The 15,246-nt window shown below is 63.6% G+C and carries 19 protein-coding genes; 14 read left to right on the top strand and 5 right to left on the bottom strand.

Annotation, left to right across the window (positions count from 1 at the left end; genetic code table 11):
• Window positions 1-18 precede the first annotated feature (18 nt).
• The 3 genes from AC1D2G_RS00180 to AC1D2G_RS00170 all read right to left on the bottom strand — a co-directional run bounded on the left by AC1D2G_RS00180 (window position 19) and on the right by AC1D2G_RS00170 (window position 2,747).
• Window positions 19-1,014 carry a tetratricopeptide repeat protein gene (locus AC1D2G_RS00180; protein ID WP_477412400.1) on the bottom strand — a complete coding sequence of 332 codons (996 nt, stop codon included), beginning with the start codon at window positions 1,012-1,014 and terminating at the stop codon, window positions 19-21.
• A 46-nt stretch (window positions 1,015-1,060) separates the two neighbouring features.
• On the bottom strand, window positions 1,061-1,708 hold the full coding sequence (locus tag AC1D2G_RS00175) for a thiamine phosphate synthase (protein WP_477411491.1): 648 nt from the start codon (window positions 1,706-1,708) through the stop codon (window positions 1,061-1,063).
• Window positions 1,709-1,841: 133 nt separating this feature from the next.
• The gene (locus AC1D2G_RS00170) at window positions 1,842-2,747 is read right to left on the bottom strand and encodes a DMT family transporter (RefSeq protein ID WP_477411490.1); all 906 of its coding nucleotides are present in this window, start codon (window positions 2,745-2,747) and stop codon (window positions 1,842-1,844) included.
• Between the two features lie 132 nt (window positions 2,748-2,879).
• Between AC1D2G_RS00170 and AC1D2G_RS00165 the strand changes: the two genes are divergently transcribed.
• Window positions 2,880-3,359 carry an Lrp/AsnC family transcriptional regulator gene (locus AC1D2G_RS00165; protein ID WP_477411489.1) on the top strand — a complete coding sequence of 160 codons (480 nt, stop codon included), beginning with the start codon at window positions 2,880-2,882 and terminating at the stop codon, window positions 3,357-3,359.
• Window positions 3,360-3,472: 113 nt separating this feature from the next.
• Window positions 3,473-4,243, top strand: coding sequence for a sulfite exporter TauE/SafE family protein (locus AC1D2G_RS00160; RefSeq protein ID WP_477411488.1), 771 nt, complete (start codon window positions 3,473-3,475; stop codon window positions 4,241-4,243).
• 26 nt (window positions 4,244-4,269) lie between these two features.
• On the opposite strand, the gene AC1D2G_RS00155 is transcribed toward AC1D2G_RS00160, so the two are convergent.
• On the bottom strand, window positions 4,270-4,821 hold the full coding sequence (locus tag AC1D2G_RS00155; RefSeq protein ID WP_477411487.1) for a DUF2269 family protein: 552 nt from the start codon (window positions 4,819-4,821) through the stop codon (window positions 4,270-4,272).
• A 330-nt stretch (window positions 4,822-5,151) separates the two neighbouring features.
• Here AC1D2G_RS00155 and AC1D2G_RS00150 point away from each other — a divergent pair, with 330 nt between their 5' ends.
• The 8 genes from AC1D2G_RS00150 (at window position 5,152) to AC1D2G_RS00115 (ending at window position 10,666) form a co-directional block, all read left to right on the top strand.
• Window positions 5,152-5,532, top strand: coding sequence for a hypothetical protein (locus AC1D2G_RS00150; protein WP_457150855.1), 381 nt, complete (start codon window positions 5,152-5,154; stop codon window positions 5,530-5,532).
• 519 nt (window positions 5,533-6,051) lie between these two features.
• Window positions 6,052-6,585, top strand: coding sequence for a protease adaptor protein RcdA (gene rcdA, locus AC1D2G_RS00145; RefSeq protein WP_477227686.1), 534 nt, complete (start codon window positions 6,052-6,054; stop codon window positions 6,583-6,585).
• Window positions 6,586-6,659: 74 nt separating this feature from the next.
• Window positions 6,660-7,169 (top strand): crossover junction endodeoxyribonuclease RuvC, encoded by a 510-nt coding sequence (ruvC, locus tag AC1D2G_RS00140; protein WP_095089535.1) that lies wholly within the window; start codon window positions 6,660-6,662, stop codon window positions 7,167-7,169.
• A gap of 56 nt (window positions 7,170-7,225) precedes the next feature.
• Window positions 7,226-7,495, top strand: coding sequence for an AbrB/MazE/SpoVT family DNA-binding domain-containing protein (locus AC1D2G_RS00135; RefSeq protein WP_095089533.1), 270 nt, complete (start codon window positions 7,226-7,228; stop codon window positions 7,493-7,495).
• Entirely contained in the window at window positions 7,473-7,892 is a 420-nt protein-coding gene (locus tag AC1D2G_RS00130) for a type II toxin-antitoxin system VapC family toxin (RefSeq protein WP_477396267.1), read from the top strand. Before AC1D2G_RS00135 ends, AC1D2G_RS00130 begins: the two co-directional genes overlap by 23 nt.
• 27 nt (window positions 7,893-7,919) lie before the next feature.
• On the top strand, window positions 7,920-8,540 hold the full coding sequence (ruvA, locus tag AC1D2G_RS00125) for a Holliday junction branch migration protein RuvA (RefSeq protein WP_095089529.1): 621 nt from the start codon (window positions 7,920-7,922) through the stop codon (window positions 8,538-8,540).
• A gap of 43 nt (window positions 8,541-8,583) precedes the next feature.
• A complete protein-coding gene (ruvB, locus tag AC1D2G_RS00120; RefSeq protein WP_477411486.1) occupies window positions 8,584-9,621 on the top strand; it encodes a Holliday junction branch migration DNA helicase RuvB in 1,038 nt (345 codons plus the stop codon).
• A gap of 148 nt (window positions 9,622-9,769) precedes the next feature.
• Window positions 9,770-10,666, top strand: a complete 897-nt coding sequence (locus AC1D2G_RS00115; protein WP_477227688.1) for a metallophosphoesterase — start codon at window positions 9,770-9,772, stop codon at window positions 10,664-10,666.
• A gap of 4 nt (window positions 10,667-10,670) precedes the next feature.
• Here AC1D2G_RS00115 and AC1D2G_RS00110 read toward each other — a convergent pair whose 3' ends face one another.
• Complete coding sequence (locus AC1D2G_RS00110; protein ID WP_477411485.1) at window positions 10,671-11,921, bottom strand: glycoside hydrolase family 5 protein; 1,251 nt, start codon at window positions 11,919-11,921, stop codon at window positions 10,671-10,673.
• A 57-nt stretch (window positions 11,922-11,978) separates the two neighbouring features.
• Between AC1D2G_RS00110 and ybgC the strand changes: the two genes are divergently transcribed.
• The 4 genes from ybgC to AC1D2G_RS00090 all read left to right on the top strand — a co-directional run bounded on the left by ybgC (window position 11,979) and on the right by AC1D2G_RS00090 (window position 15,198).
• The gene (ybgC, locus tag AC1D2G_RS00105) at window positions 11,979-12,449 is read left to right on the top strand and encodes a tol-pal system-associated acyl-CoA thioesterase (RefSeq protein WP_477227690.1); all 471 of its coding nucleotides are present in this window, start codon (window positions 11,979-11,981) and stop codon (window positions 12,447-12,449) included.
• Between the two features lie 410 nt (window positions 12,450-12,859).
• Window positions 12,860-13,570: a protein TolQ gene (gene tolQ / locus AC1D2G_RS00100; RefSeq protein ID WP_095089519.1), complete on the top strand. Its 711-nt coding sequence runs from the start codon at window positions 12,860-12,862 to the stop codon at window positions 13,568-13,570.
• Between the two features lie 10 nt (window positions 13,571-13,580).
• Window positions 13,581-14,033, top strand: coding sequence for a protein TolR (gene tolR / locus AC1D2G_RS00095; protein ID WP_457150860.1), 453 nt, complete (start codon window positions 13,581-13,583; stop codon window positions 14,031-14,033).
• A gap of 7 nt (window positions 14,034-14,040) precedes the next feature.
• The gene (locus AC1D2G_RS00090; protein WP_477300007.1) at window positions 14,041-15,198 is read left to right on the top strand and encodes an energy transducer TonB family protein; all 1,158 of its coding nucleotides are present in this window, start codon (window positions 14,041-14,043) and stop codon (window positions 15,196-15,198) included.
• Window positions 15,199-15,246: the final 48 nt, after the last annotated feature.

Genomic DNA, 15,246 nt, shown 5'->3' with positions numbered 1-15,246 from the left:
CGGGTCTTGGATTCCCGATCAGGGCAGGCGGTTCGCCTTCTGCAGCGCCTGCTTGGTCTGGTCGTCGCCCAACCCCTGCAGGAAGTCGTCCATCTGCGGGTCGATGAGACCGGCGCGGCGGGCGACGATGTACCAGGCCGCGGCGAGGACAAGATCCGGATCGGTGCCGATGCCTTGCATATAGAGCTTGGCAAGGCGGTTCTGCGCGGCGACATTGCCGCCCTCCGCCGCTCGCTTCATCCAGCCGAAGGCGGATTTCAGGTCACGGCCGCCACCGCGTCCCTCGATCATCCAGGCTGCGAGATCGATCTGCGCGGTGTCGTAATTCTGGCGTGCAGCCTGCGCCAGCAGGCGCCTTGCCTGCGCGTCGTCGCGCGGCTTGCCGCCGACGCCATTGGCATAGATCTGCGACATTGCATATTGCGCGTCGGCGAGACCGGTGGCGGCGGCACGCTCGTAGTAGGAGACCGCCCTGGCGAGGCCGGCGTCGCCGGGGTCCTGCTGGACCAGCATCTGCGCGAAATTGAACTGCGCCAGCTGGTTGCCGGCTTCCGCGGCGGCCTGCATCAGCGCATAGGCCCCTTTCTCGTCCTTCTTGACGTAGCGGCCATCGAGCAGCATCAGCGCGTATTGGAACTGCGATTCCGGCACACCCTGCTCGGCGGCAAGCGCGTACCATTTCGCCGCTTCCGCGGCATTGAGCGGTACTCCCAGCCCGCGCGACAGGATCTCGGCGACCAGCGTCTGCGCGGCCGGGTCGCCGTTTTGCGCGCGGATCAACGCGAGATTGTAGGCCGTCTTGTATAGCCCGCGCTGGAAAGCGCCATAGGCGGCGTCGGCAGGTTTTGCGCCGAAGCGATCGGGGTTGATGGCATCGGCCGATGGCAGCGGCGCCGGCTCGGCCGTGGTGGCGGGCTGCGGCAGCGGCTTGTCGATCGGCTTGTCCGTATGCACGCCGGCTTCCGGGTTGGGCTGTGGCAGCGGGATGTTTTCCGCGGCCGCTGCCTGGACCATGAGCACCGCAAGCAGAGCCTGGATGGGAAGCGTCGCCGAAGGCACGTCAGTCCTCGAAACGCGGCGCGGTCTCGTCGAGCAGCGCGTTGGCGCTGGCGACCGCTGTCCTGGGGTCGGCGGCGTCGGCGAACACGGCGCTCGACAGTGCCACGAATTCGGCGCCGGTGGCGCCCACCGCTTCCACCGAGGCGATGTCGGATCCGGCCATGACGATGCAAGGTATCTGGATCATATCGGCCCACCATTTGCCGAGCGACAGGTTGCGCGGGTGCGGTTCGGGCTTGTTGTCGTAGCCGAAGCGGCCGAAGAAGATGTAGTCGGGCCGTGTCTCGCCAAGCTCGAGCGCGTCGTCACGTGTCTTGGCGCCGCCGGCGCCGACCATCATCTTTGCCTGGAAATGTTCGATCGTCTCGGCGAGTTCGGCCTTGGAGACCTCGACATGGATACCGTCGGCCTGGACGCGACCGGCTATGCGGGTATCGCCGGCGATGACGACAGCGACGCCCGCGGCCTGCGCGGCCGGCACGATCTGTTCGGCGAAAGCCTGGAAGGAGGCCTCGTCCATGCCGTTCTCTGGCAGGATCAGCGAGGCGACATCGCCGCCTTCGAATGCTGCGACGATACGGGCCGCCGGCACGCCGGGCGGCGCGATCAGCACGATGCGACAGCGGTTGGGGGGCGTTGCGTCATTCATGGTTCTTCGATCCCGCGTTTCGCCTATGCCGGGCGAAGATGGTTGGATTGCGGCATAGAGCAAAGTGCCCGCTTTGAACAGGCGGGCAGCCGGGATCGCGATTGTGACCCGCCGGGCCGCCGACGGGCCTGTGTCACTTGATCGGGTGCGAGCTCGCGACGGGCGCCTTCGACTTCCACAGCGTCCAGCCGAGATTCATGCCGGCGGCGGCGATCAGGATGGCGGTGGCGCCGATAATCTGGCTCAGATGCAGCCGATGGCCGAAGGCCACGACATCGACCAGGATCGCCACCACCGGGTAGATGAAGGACAGCGACCCCTGCAGATGCGTCGGCAGCTTCTGGATGGCGCCGTACATCAGGATGTACATCAGGCCCGTGTGGACGATGCCGAGCGTCGCCAGCATGGCCCAACTCCACGCATCGGCGGGAAGCTGGGAAAGGTTGGCGAAGGGCGCCAGCATGACGACGCCAACGCAGACCTGGATCAGCGCGATCAGGTGCGGCGGCGTGCCCTTGAGCTTCTTGGTGACGATGGCGGCGACGGCCCAGAAGAAGGCCGCGCCCAACGCCATGACGATGCAGGTAAAGTAATCCGTGCCGACATCGCCGGCATCAGGGGCGGCCTGCACGATCAGCACCATGCCGGCGAAGGCAATGGCCAGCCAGGTCACCTTGGTCAGGGTCAGCCGCTCGGCGAAGAACAGCGCGCCGAAGCCGACCAGCATGAAGGGCTGCGTGTTGTAGACGGCGGTGGCGATCGAGATCGACGCGCGCGAGAACGCGCTGAACAGCAGCAGCCAGTTGACGACGATGGCGACGCCGCCGAGCGCGGCGAAGCCGATGATGCGCAGCGACAAGCTGTTGCGCAGCAACCCCAGCCCGGCGCAGATGACAAGCAGCGTCAGCGCGCCGAACGCGCAACGCCAGAACACCACGTCCATGATCGGCTGGCCGGACATGACGACGAACCATCCGATCGTCCCCAGGATCGCCATTGCGGCGGACATTTCGACCGTACCGCGCACTGTATCGTTCACGACAAACCTCCGAACCCGTTGAGCCGGTATAATCTCATGCGGCAACGAAGCTTTCCATCTGATGAGAAAGGTAGTATAGACGATTGACCTAATTATATTAGGCCTCGCCTCCAAACTTGCGGGAAATGTAAAATGCTTGACGATCTCGACCGACGCCTCCTTGAAATTCTGATCAAGGACGCGCGGACTTCGCTGAAGGAATTGGCTGCCCAAGTCGGGCTGTCATCGCCGAGCGTCTCGGAACGGCTTCGACGGCTCGAGGAACGCGGCGTCATCCGGGCGTTCACCGTCGAGATCGATCCGCTGGCGCTCGGCTATACGTTGCAGGCCATCGTGCGCATCCGGCCTTTGCCGGGCAAGCTGCACATCGTCCAGAAGCTGATCGAGGAGATCCGCGAATTTGGCGAATGCGACAAGGTGACGGGCGATGACTGCTTCGTCGCCCGGCTGTTCGTGCGCTCGATCGGCGATCTCGACGGCATTCTCGACCGCATCGCCGACAAGGCTGAGACGAGCACCGCCATCATCAAGGCGCAGCCGATCCGGCGGCGGCCGCCACCTCTCGACGCAACCGCCTCGCATGACAGGGCAAAGATCGTGCAGGCTTCCTGATCGCCATCGGGTGAAACGCCGGCGGCCGGTGGGGTATATTTGCTGTCGCTCCGCTGGGGAATCTGGGCTATTCAGGCGTCGATACGCTTTCCCTCCAGCCCAGCCCCTTCCCCATGTCAGGCCTGCTTCTCGATCCGTGGTTCTACGCGGCCGCCATTCCGGCGGTCATTCTGGTCGGCCTGTCCAAGGGCGGCTTCGGCGGCGCCGTCGGTTTCGTCGGCGTGCCCTTGATGGCGCTGACCATGCCGCCGGTGCAGGCGGCGGCGATCCTGCTGCCGATCCTGTGCCTGATGGACATCGTGTCGGTGTGGACATGGTGGGGTGTCTACGACCGCAAGATGCTGGTCGACATGATGCCGGGCGCGGTCGTCGGCATCGGACTCGGCTGGCTGACGGCAGCACTGGTCACCGAGGAGGCGGTACGGCTGATCGTCGGCGCCGTCGCCATCATCTTCGTCCTGCGCTGGCTCTATCTGCAGTTTCGCCATGGCGCCGACCACGCGGCCGCGCCCAACCGCGTGGCTGCCGCCATCTGGGGAACGGTCGCCGGCTTCACCAGCTTCGTCGCCCATGTCGGCGGGCCGCCGTTTCAGGTCTATGCCTTGCCGATCCGGCTCGATCCCAAAATTCTGTCGGGCACCGCGGCGATCTTCTTTGCCGCAACCAATGCGCTGAAGCTCATTCCCTATTTCGCGCTCGGACAGTTCGACACCGCCAATCTGACGGCTTCGGCGGTGCTGATGCCGCTGGCGCCGCTCTCGACCGTCGCCGGCGCCTGGCTGGTGCGGCGGATGCGCCCGGAAACCTTCTATCCCTTCACCTACGCAACCGTGGCGGTGGTGGCGCTGAAGCTGCTGTGGGACGGCATCGCCGGCCTCATGTAGAAGGCCGCCGCATCATCACGGCGGTGTCAGGCGGCGCTCGGCACGAGGCGACGGTCGACGCCAAGGGCCAGTGTGGCGCCGACCACGACGACCAGCACCATGCCAGCAAGAATGCCGATGTCATGCACACTCGGCTTGAACACCATGTCGGCGATGACTACCAGCATCACTGCGTAGTCGAAGCGTGCGGCGCTCATCATGCGCTGGCCGATGGCCAGAACAGCAGGCGTGATACCATCCTTGGCGATCATCGCTCCCATGCGCTCGCCCGTTGGCTTGAAGATGAACATGCCGATCGAAAAGGTCGTCGCGTAGCCGACCAGACCGATGATGATCCATAGATCCGAGAAGCCAACCCAGAAACTGCACATGATGAGGCCGAAGATCAGGGTCAGCATCGACATCGGCGCGAAGAAACGGCTACCCAACTGCCCRCTGGCGCGCATCGCCTGCAACTTGTCCTCGATGTTGCCGGCGCGCTCGGCAAGCACGCCGAGGAGGAACAACACGAAGCCGCCTCCGACCCATAAAATGGCCGTGACGACATGGAGGAATTTTACGATCGAGTACCAGTCCATGGTTGCTCCTGGAGTGTTCTGGAGGGATGCGGCAGGGGGCGATTTGCGCCGGCCGTCAGAGGAGCGAGCGTTTAGCGCCGCGCCCGTTTCGGAACGATGTCGCGAAAGAGCCGGTTCTGTTTCCGCCTGCCGCCAGCACACGCAGCCACTGAGATGGCGAATGCGCTGCCTGGTTTTCTGCTATGGGGAGAAGTGTCGGGAGGGGTTGGCGCGACATCGTCTTGAAACAGTGCCAATGCTAGTGCGCCAATGCCGGGAGCCCGGTGGCGACAAGATTCGCCTGACAACAACCCATTCCCGCACACGGGAAGAGGCATTCGAGGGGACATTATGCAAGGGGTAGCACGGAATTTCTTCACGCTGGCCATCATCTATTCGCTGTGCGGGATGGCGCTCGGCCTGCACATGGCGATCAGCCAGGACCATAGCCAGATGCCGACCCACGCCCACACGATGGTGGCCGGATGGCTGATGTCGGCGGTCTTCGCCTTCTTCTACCATCTATTTCCGGCAGTCGGACAAAAGATGCTCGCCACCATCCATTTCTGGCTGACGGCAATCAGCGGCATCGGCCTGTTGATCGGTCTCTATTTCCTGCTTGCCGGCAATGCCGCGATCGAACCGCTGGTCGGGATTTCTTCGATGGGCTTCTACGCGGCCATGCTGCTGTTTGCCTTCATCGCCTTGCCGGCCGTCTGGAAGAAAGCCTGAGCCGAGAGCCCGTCTGGAAACTCTACTCTGGCGGCCATCTGATGGGGTTTTCTGCGCCTCCGGTGCTCACGAACCAAATGTCCGCTCCGCTCCGGTTCTCGAAACCACCGCCATGTGACTCGCCAGAGCGAATTTCGAAACGGACTCTGGAGGTGAGGTTCGGGCTGTGCTGTTCCGGCACAGGACGGCGGCTTTGGATCAAAAAACACGCGCGCCGTTAAGGCTTCATTAAGCTTTACAGGTGTTTACTATGTCCATCCAGTGATCTGGATTCTTACCGAGTGGTTGGAGCCACTTTGTTTGACGCCTCCCTGTTAAACTCCTGAGAGCCGCCTTATCCGCGGCTCTTTTTTTGTCTGGATTCCGGGGGCGTCCGATGTCGGCTCGCCGTTAACCTTCTGTTAAACATGTGCTTGCCATCGCGGGTGACGAAGCGCATTTTGAAGCTTCAGTCATATAGGCTGCCGGGTGTATCGGCAGTGAGCCGAATCAGCCGGCTGTAGGTGCAGGGGCGTAGCAATGAACGAGCCTTCGACGGGCAGTGCGAAAACCGTCAAGCTGGCGGAGCGCCGGGTTTTCACGCAATCCTTCAAGCCGCTTTACCAGGAAGGTATGGGCCTGGTCGAACAGGCGGCGGAGTATCTCGACGGCAAGGGCCGGGCCGAGGCAAAGAAATTGTCCAGGCTGGGGGCCACGCTCTATGCGGCCGAATCGATGCGGCTGACCACAAGGCTGATGCAGGTTGCCTCGTGGCTGCTTTTGCAGCGCGCCGCGAATTCCGGTGAGATGACCCGCGACCAGGTTGCGTCTGAGAAGTCCAAGGTGCGCCTTGACACCGCTTCCGCCCATGACGAAGCCGCGGGCTGGGCCGAACTGCCCAAGGATTTCCTCGACCTCGTCACCCGCTCGCTGCGCCTGCAGGCGCTGGTGCGCCGCATGGACGAGGAGATCTACGGCTCCGACGGCGTGGTGGACATGCAACCGGCGGCCCGCCGCCCCAATCCGGTTTCCGACCAGATCAGCCTGCTGAACACGGCTTTCGCTCGCGGTTAAACCTGGGCGGCCATTCGTTTCCGGTTTGTTCACATTTCGCTGGCATCGCTGTCCGTCGGAGGTAGACTGACAGCATGGGGGAAGCGATTCGCATCATCGGTATCGATCCGGGGCTCAGGCGCACCGGTTGGGGCATCGTCGAGAGCCTCGGCAATTCGCTGCGCTTCGTTGCCTCAGGCACCGTGCGCTCCGACGACAAGGCGGCACTGGCGACGCGGCTCTGCCAATTGCATGACGGGCTCGCCGAAATCCTGCACACCGCCATGCCGCACGAGGCAGCGGTCGAACAGACCTTTGTCAACAAGGACGCGGTGGCGACACTGAAGCTCGGCCAGGCGCGTGGCATCGCCATGCTGGTGCCGGCGCGCGCTGGTCTCGTCGTCGCCGAATATGCGCCCAACGCCGTCAAGAAGGCGGTGATCGGTGTCGGCCATGGCGACAAGAAACAGATCCACATGATGGTGAAGGTGCTTTTGCCAAAGGCCACCTTCGATACCGAACACGCCGCCGACGCTCTCGCCATCGCCATCTGCCATGCGCATCACCGCCAAAGCGTCGCCTATCGGATGGCGCTCGCCGGGTAGCAATGTTCTTGACTTGTTCCCGTGCCTGCGATAAGTAATACTTCCGAGGTATTACCATGCGCGTGACCACCAAGGGGCAAGTCACAATCCCCAAACAGATAAGAGACCATCTGGGAATCGGCCCGGGCTCCGAGGTGGAGTTCGTGGCCACCGACGAGGGCGCTCGTCTTGTCGCCGTCAACGAAAACCTGTCCGAGGAAGAGGCATCCCGCAGGTTCAGTGATGTCCTTGACCGGATGGAGGGGACGCTGGATCTGGGAGGCATGACGACCGACGAGTACATGGACTGGCTGAGGGGGCCGCGTGAAGATCTCGACGTTGATTGACACAAATGTCCTGATCGATGTCTGGGGACCGGCCGGACCGCTGACAAAATGGTCGGCATCGGCGATTGCGTCATGCCGCCGCGATGGGGCCTTGGTGATCAATACGATCATCTGGTCTGAGCTCGCGCCGCTCATAGCGACAGAGACAGCGCTTCGAAAAGCAGTCGACATGCTCGAGATGGATCGCGAGTTCCTGCCCTGGGATTCGGCATTCCTTGCAGGCGTCACGCATTCCCGCTATCGCCGTGCTGGCGGGGTTCGCGAGCGGACGTTGCCAGACTTTTTCATCGGAGCCCATGCGACCGTTGCCGGACATCGTCTGCTGACCCGCGACGCTGCCCGCTATCGCAGTTACTTCCCGGATCTCGACATCATCTCTCCTGAAACGCACCCATGAAGGCCCATCTTCCATGAAAGATCTGGCATGATCGGCAAACTCAAGGGCACGCTCGACGAGATCGACGAGGACCATTGCCTCGTCGATATCCATGGTGTCGGTTATGTCGCCTATTGCTCGGCGCGTACGCTGGCCGCATTGCCGGCGCCGGGCGAAGCGGTGGTGCTGTTCATCGAGACCTATGTGCGCGAGGACATGCTGCGGCTCTACGGCTTCCAGTCGCAGCTGGAGCGCGAATGGTTCCGGCTGCTGATGAACAATGTGCCAGGCGTCGGCGCCAAGGTGGCGCTGGCCATCCTGTCGACATTGGCGCCGGCCGATCTCGCCAACGCCATTGCGCTGCGCGACATCGCCATGGTCTCTCGTGCGCCTGGTGTCGGCAAGAAGGTGGCCGAGCGCATCGTCACCGAGTTGAAGAACAAGGCGCCGGCCTATGCGGGCACCGCCTCCGGCACCATCGGCTTGAAGCAGGAACTCGGCGAAGGCGTCGCTCCCGCGCCGATCACCGACGCCGTCTCGGCGCTGGTCAATCTCGGCTATTCGCGCGACACAGCCGCCAATGCGGTGGCGGCGGCGCTTAAGACTGCGGGCGAGGATGCCGATGCACCGAAGCTGATCCGTTTCGGTCTGAAGGAACTGGCGCGGTGAGGCGTCGCTTGTTCAGGTCCTTGCCGCGTGCAAGGAAGGTGCCATGAGCCTGTCACCCCGTCTCATTACGCCCGAAAAACGCGGCGAGGATGCCGAGCAGACCTTGCGGCCGCAGACACTTGACGATTTCGTCGGCCAGGCGGCGGTGCGGGCCAATCTCAAAGTGTTCATCGAAGCCGCCAAGGGCCGCAACGAAGCGCTCGACCATGTGCTGTTCGTCGGGCCGCCGGGTCTCGGCAAGACGACGCTGGCGCAGATCATGGCGCGCGAGCTCGGCGTCAATTTCCGCTCGACCTCCGGCCCGGTCATCGCCAAGGCCGGCGATCTCGCGGCCCTGCTCACCAATCTCGAAGAAGGCGACGTGCTGTTCATCGACGAGATCCACCGGCTGAGCCCGGCGGTGGAGGAAATCCTCTATCCGGCAATGGAGGATTTCCAGCTCGACCTGATCATCGGCGAGGGACCGGCGGCGCGCTCGGTCAAGATCGACCTTGCTCGCTTTACCCTGGTCGCCGCCACCACGCGGCTTGGCCTGCTGACCAATCCGCTGCGCGACCGATTCGGCATTCCGGTACGACTGAATTTCTATACGGTCGATGAACTGGAACAGATCGTCCGGCGTGGCGCCCGCATCCTGCAAATGCCGCTCGGCGACGATGGCGCGCTGGAGATCGCGCGGCGCGCACGCGGCACGCCCCGCATTGCCGGACGGCTGCTGCGCCGGGTGCGCGATTTCGCCTCGGTCGCTGGCGATGGCCATGTCGATCGCCAGATTGCCGATGAGGCGCTCACCCGGCTGGAGGTCGACGCGCTCGGCCTCGACGCCCTCGACCGCCGGTATCTGTCGATGATCGCCCGCAATTTCGGCGGCGGCCCGGTCGGCATCGAGACGATCGCAGCCGGCCTGTCCGAGCCGCGCGACGCCATCGAGGACATCATCGAGCCCTATCTGATCCAGCAGGGCTTCATCCAACGCACGCCGCGCGGCCGGATGCTGACGGCCAATGCCTGGCGGCACCTCGGCCTCGATGTGCCGAAGGATCTGGCGCAGCAGCAGATCAACCTGTTCCAGGAAGAGTAGCGGTCCGGACGATTGGACTGGGATCGGCGATCAAGGATCCGTGACCGTCCTTGCGCAAAATCTCCTCAGCTTCGCCGGTTTGCCGGCGCAATCATGGACTTTAACGCGGCCTTGGCGACTGTCGCCGCGATCTTGTCCGGAGCCGAGCATGATAACCAGACGCGGGTTCCTGCGCTTCGTCGGCGGGTCGTTTCTGTCGGTCGCCGCGCTCAGCGCCTATGCGGTCGGCATCGAACCGATGCTGCTGACGCATTTGAAGCGCTACGCGCTGACGCCGCCGCATTGGCCGGCGGGATTGAAGCTGCGCATCGTCGCGCTCGCCGACATCCATGCCTGCCGGCCGTGGATGACACCGGAGCGGATCGCTTCGCTTGTCGAAGACGCGAATGCGCAGCAAGCGGACCTGATCGTCCTGCTTGGCGACTATATCGCCGGCATGCCCCTGGTGACCGGGCCGGTGACGCCGTCACAATGGGCATCGGCGTTGTCGGGCCTCGAGGCACCGCTCGGGGTGCTGTCGATCCTTGGCAACCACGACTGGTGGGGCGATGGCTTCGCGCAGCGGGCCGGCGCCGGCCCGACCATAGCGCGTAAAGCCTTGGAGAAAGTCGGCATCCCGGTCCTGGAGAACGACGTCATGCGCCTGGAGAAGGACGGGCATGGCGTCTGGATCGCCGGGCTCGCCGATCAGCTGGCCCTGCTGCCGACTAGGGCTCGCGCCGGCTTCAAGGGGCTTGACGATCTTGACGGCACGCTGGCCAAGGTCACCGATGCCTCGCCGGTCATCCTGCTCGCGCATGAACCCGATATTTTTCCCATCGTACCGTCGCGGGTGTCGCTGACCCTGTCGGGCCACACCCATGGCGGACAGGTACGGCTGTTCGGCTACTCGCCGGTCGTGCCGTCGCGGTTCGGCAATCGCTATGCCTATGGCCATGTCGTCGAGAACGACCGCAATCTGATCGTCTCGGGCGGGCTTGGCTTCAGCATTGTGCCGGTGCGTTTCGGGATGCGCCCTGAAATCCTGTCGATCGACCTTGGCTGAGCGGTCAATGCAGGGCGCGGATCACATCCATCACCTCGGGCTCGGCTCTGTCGCCGTTGAAGGCATCGACGATGCCGAAGGCGCCGCCATAGCTCCACACCGACCATGAGAAGCCGTGCGCTTCGGCGCGTGCGATCATGTCCCTGACATAGGCGGCGCGGTACGCGGCCGGCATCACATAGGCGTTGCCATATTCCTGGCGGATCATGCCGAACTCGCCCAGCGTGACGTTCTGCGGCTTGATGCCGTTGGCCTTCGCCCACGCCTCGACTTGTCTGAATGGCGCATCCATCAGGCCGAGCAGCTTGTCGGGGCTATCCATGCTGGCGACCTGTTCGTCGAGATAGGCAAGCAGGCCGCTCTGCCGTGTCCATGGGGCCTCTGCCTTGATCCTGGCGCGGATGGTGTCGAGCGTCACCTCGAGCTGTGCCTGCGGCACCGCGGTCAGCGGATAGGGCAGGCCTGTCACATAGGGGATGAAGTCGCCGGCCCAGGTCGCGCCCTGATGGGTGAGCAGGAACGGATCGTAGGAGTGGAAGGTCCAGATGACATTGTCGTCAGGGATCGTCTTGGGATCGATCTTCTCGAGTGAAGTCGCGGCCGAATAACAGGCGCCGGTCAGCACCAGGGTCAGTTTCGTCGCCGAGGAGCGCGCTGCCGCGAACAGCTTCTGCTGGCGCTCCGGCCAGAGGCTGGTGCCGTCGCTGTCGCAGTCGACGATCGGCTCGTTCATCGGCTCGAAGGCGACCTTTTCGGGATCTTCGCTGGCCAGCGTGCGGGCCATCTCGCGCACCATGTCGACATAAGCGTCGAAGGTCCGCGGGTCATCCATCACTTGGCTCATGCCGATCTTGCGGCTGCCGCCGGCCGGGATCAGGTGCATGTCGACGATCACCTTCAAGCCGGCGCGGTTGATCATGCGCACAGAGTCCAGCACGCTGGCATAGAGGTCGTCGCGCAAGGCCACGGTCTGGCCGGACAGGAAAGGTGACGGATCGACCGGCATGCGCAGGAAATCGAAGCCCGCATCCTTGAGCGCCTCGAGGTCGTCATCCCGAAGGAATTTGCGCCATTCCGGATAGGGCAGGATCGCCTTGGCATCGCCCCACCGGTCCTCGCCCGGCCACGTCGTCCACTGGTCGAGATTGAGGCCGCGCTTCATCGAGAAGGTGGCCGCTTGGCCAGGCAGCGACAGAGCCACCAGCATGAACAGCGCCGCCATCAAGGTCTTGATCATCGCCGTCAACAGTGCCATCCGATGCTATGTCGCGCGGAAAACACGTGCCCGGTCGGGACTGAAAAAGGAAGCGCAATGGACGATCATGGTGAATCGGCGGCGTTGCTGGCAGGGCTTTCCGGCGCGTTGACGGAGTTCGGCCACCGGCTGATGGCGCGCGTCTATTACGCCGACACCGATTTCTCCGGCGTCGTCTACCATGCGCGCTATCTCGAATTCTTCGAACGCGGCCGCTCCGACTATCTCAGGCTGACCGGCGTGCATCACACCGAACTCGCCGACGGCAAGCATGGCGAGAAGATCGTCTGGGTGGTGCGTCGCATGGAGATCAATTTTCGCGGCCCCGCCCGCATCGACGACATCCTGACGATCGATACCCGCACCGAGGACATTTCCGGTGCGCGCATCTTCATGGCGCAGCAGCTCAAACGCGGCGACGAGGTGCTGGTCGAGGCCAAGGTCGAAGCGGCGATCATCGGCGAGAATGGCAGGCCAAGGCGCTTTCCCCGGGAATGGGTGGCGGCATTCATGCCACGGGTACGCTGATATTCAGGTGATGCCGGCCTGCAAACGGCGGTTTCCTACGCTTCCGGTGCTCACGTACTTCAAGTACGCTCCGCTCCGGTTCTCGGAAACCACCGTTTTCGGCTCGGTCTGACTCGGTCTGACCTGAATCTCAGCACACCCTGGTCCAGGCATCGAAGCGACGGCATTGCGATGGCGGGACGCGGCAATGCGCCGCGCCTTATGGACTAACCCATCCTTAACCATAACGGTTCATGAAGAGATTGGTGAAGTTTGGCGCTATCGAGCGCCTTCCTTTCACCAATATTTGCCCTGAAAAGGCCACCAACGGCACGGTTTGGGGTTGTTCCGGTAGCTGCGTGCGAACCGACCACAAGGGATGCCAGGGGCCAGCCGCCAGCTTCGCCCGGAAAATCTTAAGGACGATAACGATGGAAAATATCGCACTCGCCGAACCGGGCGCGCAATTGTCGATTTGGGCGCTGTTCATGCAGGCCAGCTGGGTGGTCAAGCTGGTCATGATCGGTTTGCTCTGCGCTTCGGTCTGGACCTGGGCAATCATCGTCGACAAGTTGGTTGCCTATGCCCGCATGCGGCTGTCACTCAACCGCTTCGAGCAGGTGTTCTGGTCCGGGCAGTCACTGGAGGAACTTTACCGCACGCTCGCCGACCGCAAGACCACCGGCATGGGCGCCATTTTCGTGGCGGCGATGCGCGAGTGGAAGAAAAGCTTCGAGAAGGGCGCCAAGTCCCCGCTCGGCCTGCAGACCCGCATCGACAAGGCGATGGACCTGGCGCTGACCCGCGAGATGGAAAAGCTGGAGGGGCGCCTCGGCTTCCTCGCCACCACCGGCTCAGCGGCACCCTTCATCGGCCTGTTCGGCACGGTCATCGGCATCATGACCTCGTTCCAGGCGATCGCCGGCTCCAAGAACACCAGTCTCGCGGTGGTCGCGCCCGGCATTGCCGAAGCGCTGCTGGCGACGGCCATCGGCCTGCTCGCCGCCATCCCCGCCGTCATCGCCTACAACAAACTGTCGTCCGACGCGAGCAAGATAGCGGTGCGCATGGAAGGGTTCTCCGACGAGTTCTCCGCCATACTCTCGCGCCAAATCGATGAAAAAGTGGCCCCCAAGGCCTGAGGAGTAACTGATGGGTATGTCCGTTGGCATGGGAGGACGCGGTGGGCGCGGCCACAGGCGGCGCGGCCGTCACCATGCACTGATGTCTGAGATCAACGTCACACCGATGGTCGACGTGATGCTGGTGCTGCTGATCATCTTCATGGTCGCGGCACCGATGCTGACGGTCGGCGTGCCGATCGACCTGCCGGACACGCAGGCCAAGGCGATGAACGCCGACACGCAGCCGATCACCGTCTCGATCAACGCCGCCGGCCAGATCTATCTGCAGGAAACCGAGATCCCGATCGAGGAACTGGTGGCCAAGCTGCAGGCGATCTCGAAGACCGGCTATGAAGAGCGCATCTTCATCCGTGGCGACAAGACCACCGACTATGGCACGGCGATGAAGGTGATGGCCCGCATTTCGGCCGCTGGCTACAAGAATATCGGCCTGGTTTCACTGCAGGAACAGGATCAATAGACGCGAGATGAAGACCGGCCTCACCACATCGGTGATCTTGCATACGGCGGTGCTGGCCTTCGGTCTGTTCACGCTGTCGGCGCCGGCTGCACTCCCGTCCGCCGATGTCGAGTCGGTCGCGGTCGACATCGTGCCGATGGAAGCTATTGCGCAGACGTTGCAGGGCGACAAGAAGGCCGTGATGCATGAAAAGCCGGCCCCTGTGCCGACCCAGCGCCCGGACATCGTGCCGGTATCGCAGAAGGTCGGCGAGAACAGCGTCGACACCGACAAGCCGGTAACGCCGGAGGCCAAGCCGAAGCCGGTGGACATGACTTCGGCTCCGCCGCCGGCGCCGACCCCGGTCGAAAAGCCGAAGCCCGAGGACGTGCCCAAGCCGCAGGAAAAGCCGAAGCCCATTCCGGCAACGGAAGTGGCGCCGGCGCCGACGCCCAAGGAAGAGGTGAAGCCCGAGCCTGTCAAGCAGGCGGACCCCAAGCCGACACCGGCCAAGCCGGCGCCGACCCCGCCGCCGCAGGACAAGACCGCTGCCATCGATCCGACGCCCGAGGTCAAGCCTGACGCAGTCGCCGAAGCCATAGCCAAGGATCCGCCCACCGAAGAGACGCAGCTGCCGAACTCGGCGCCCGCGCCGGAAGCGCGGCCGAAGCCGCAGCCGGCGCAGGCCGAAAGCGCCAAGGCGCCGGAGCGCAAGGATGCCGACAAGCCGGTCAAGGAAGCCTCGTCGAAGCCGAAGTCCGAAGACAAGCAATTCAACGCCGACGAAATCTCGGCTCTCCTCGACAAGCAGAAGCCGTCCGGCGGCGGCGCCAAGCGCTCGACCCAGCAGGCCTCGCTCGGCGGCGACAAGGATCAGGGCCAGAAGCTGTCGAAATCGGAAATGGGCGCCCTTGAGAGCCAGCTCGGCGGCTGCTGGACCCTTCCGGTTGGCCTTGAAGGTTCGGAAAACTTCGTCGTCGTCGTCCGCTTCAACCTGGACGCCTCCGGCAAGCTGGATGGCCGCCCGAATGTCGAAAAGTCGAGCGGAAACCGCCAGTTCGACGAAAGTGCCGTTCGCGCCGTGCAGAAATGCGATGTCACCGGCCTGCAGGTCCCCGCGGGCAAGCAGGACATCTGGGCCGACGTCCGCGTCACCTTCGATCCAAGGGAGATGCTGGGCCTGTAGGCCCGAGTATCCGAAAATCAGTACGAGAAGCGAGAAGACATGAAATCA

Source organism: Mesorhizobium sp. P2_C7, assembly GCF_056404515.1.
Note: the sequence above shows the minus strand (reverse complement) of the source record. Positions and strands in the feature narration are given on the sequence as shown.

Bases quoted from the DNA above. Each gene is read 5' to 3' on its own strand.
- AC1D2G_RS00180 (WP_477412400.1), bottom strand. From the start codon at position 1,014: ATGGTCCAGGCAGCGGCCGCGGAAAACATCCCGCTGCCACAGCCCAAC.
- AC1D2G_RS00175 (WP_477411491.1), bottom strand. From the start codon at position 1,708: ATGAATGACGCAACGCCCCCCAACCGCTGTCGCATCGTGCTGATCGCG.
- AC1D2G_RS00165 (WP_477411489.1), top strand. From the start codon at position 2,880: ATGCTTGACGATCTCGACCGACGCCTCCTTGAAATTCTGATCAAGGAC.
- AC1D2G_RS00160 (WP_477411488.1), top strand. From the start codon at position 3,473: ATGTCAGGCCTGCTTCTCGATCCGTGGTTCTACGCGGCCGCCATTCCG.
- AC1D2G_RS00150 (WP_457150855.1), top strand. From the start codon at position 5,152: ATGCAAGGGGTAGCACGGAATTTCTTCACGCTGGCCATCATCTATTCG.
- rcdA (WP_477227686.1), top strand. From the start codon at position 6,052: ATGAACGAGCCTTCGACGGGCAGTGCGAAAACCGTCAAGCTGGCGGAG.
- ruvC (WP_095089535.1), top strand. From the start codon at position 6,660: ATGGGGGAAGCGATTCGCATCATCGGTATCGATCCGGGGCTCAGGCGC.
- AC1D2G_RS00135 (WP_095089533.1), top strand. From the start codon at position 7,226: ATGCGCGTGACCACCAAGGGGCAAGTCACAATCCCCAAACAGATAAGA.
- ruvA (WP_095089529.1), top strand. From the start codon at position 7,920: ATGATCGGCAAACTCAAGGGCACGCTCGACGAGATCGACGAGGACCAT.
- ruvB (WP_477411486.1), top strand. From the start codon at position 8,584: ATGAGCCTGTCACCCCGTCTCATTACGCCCGAAAAACGCGGCGAGGAT.
- AC1D2G_RS00115 (WP_477227688.1), top strand. From the start codon at position 9,770: ATGATAACCAGACGCGGGTTCCTGCGCTTCGTCGGCGGGTCGTTTCTG.
- AC1D2G_RS00110 (WP_477411485.1), bottom strand. From the start codon at position 11,921: ATGGCACTGTTGACGGCGATGATCAAGACCTTGATGGCGGCGCTGTTC.
- ybgC (WP_477227690.1), top strand. From the start codon at position 11,979: ATGGACGATCATGGTGAATCGGCGGCGTTGCTGGCAGGGCTTTCCGGC.
- tolQ (WP_095089519.1), top strand. From the start codon at position 12,860: ATGGAAAATATCGCACTCGCCGAACCGGGCGCGCAATTGTCGATTTGG.
- tolR (WP_457150860.1), top strand. From the start codon at position 13,581: ATGGGTATGTCCGTTGGCATGGGAGGACGCGGTGGGCGCGGCCACAGG.
- AC1D2G_RS00090 (WP_477300007.1), top strand. From the start codon at position 14,041: ATGAAGACCGGCCTCACCACATCGGTGATCTTGCATACGGCGGTGCTG.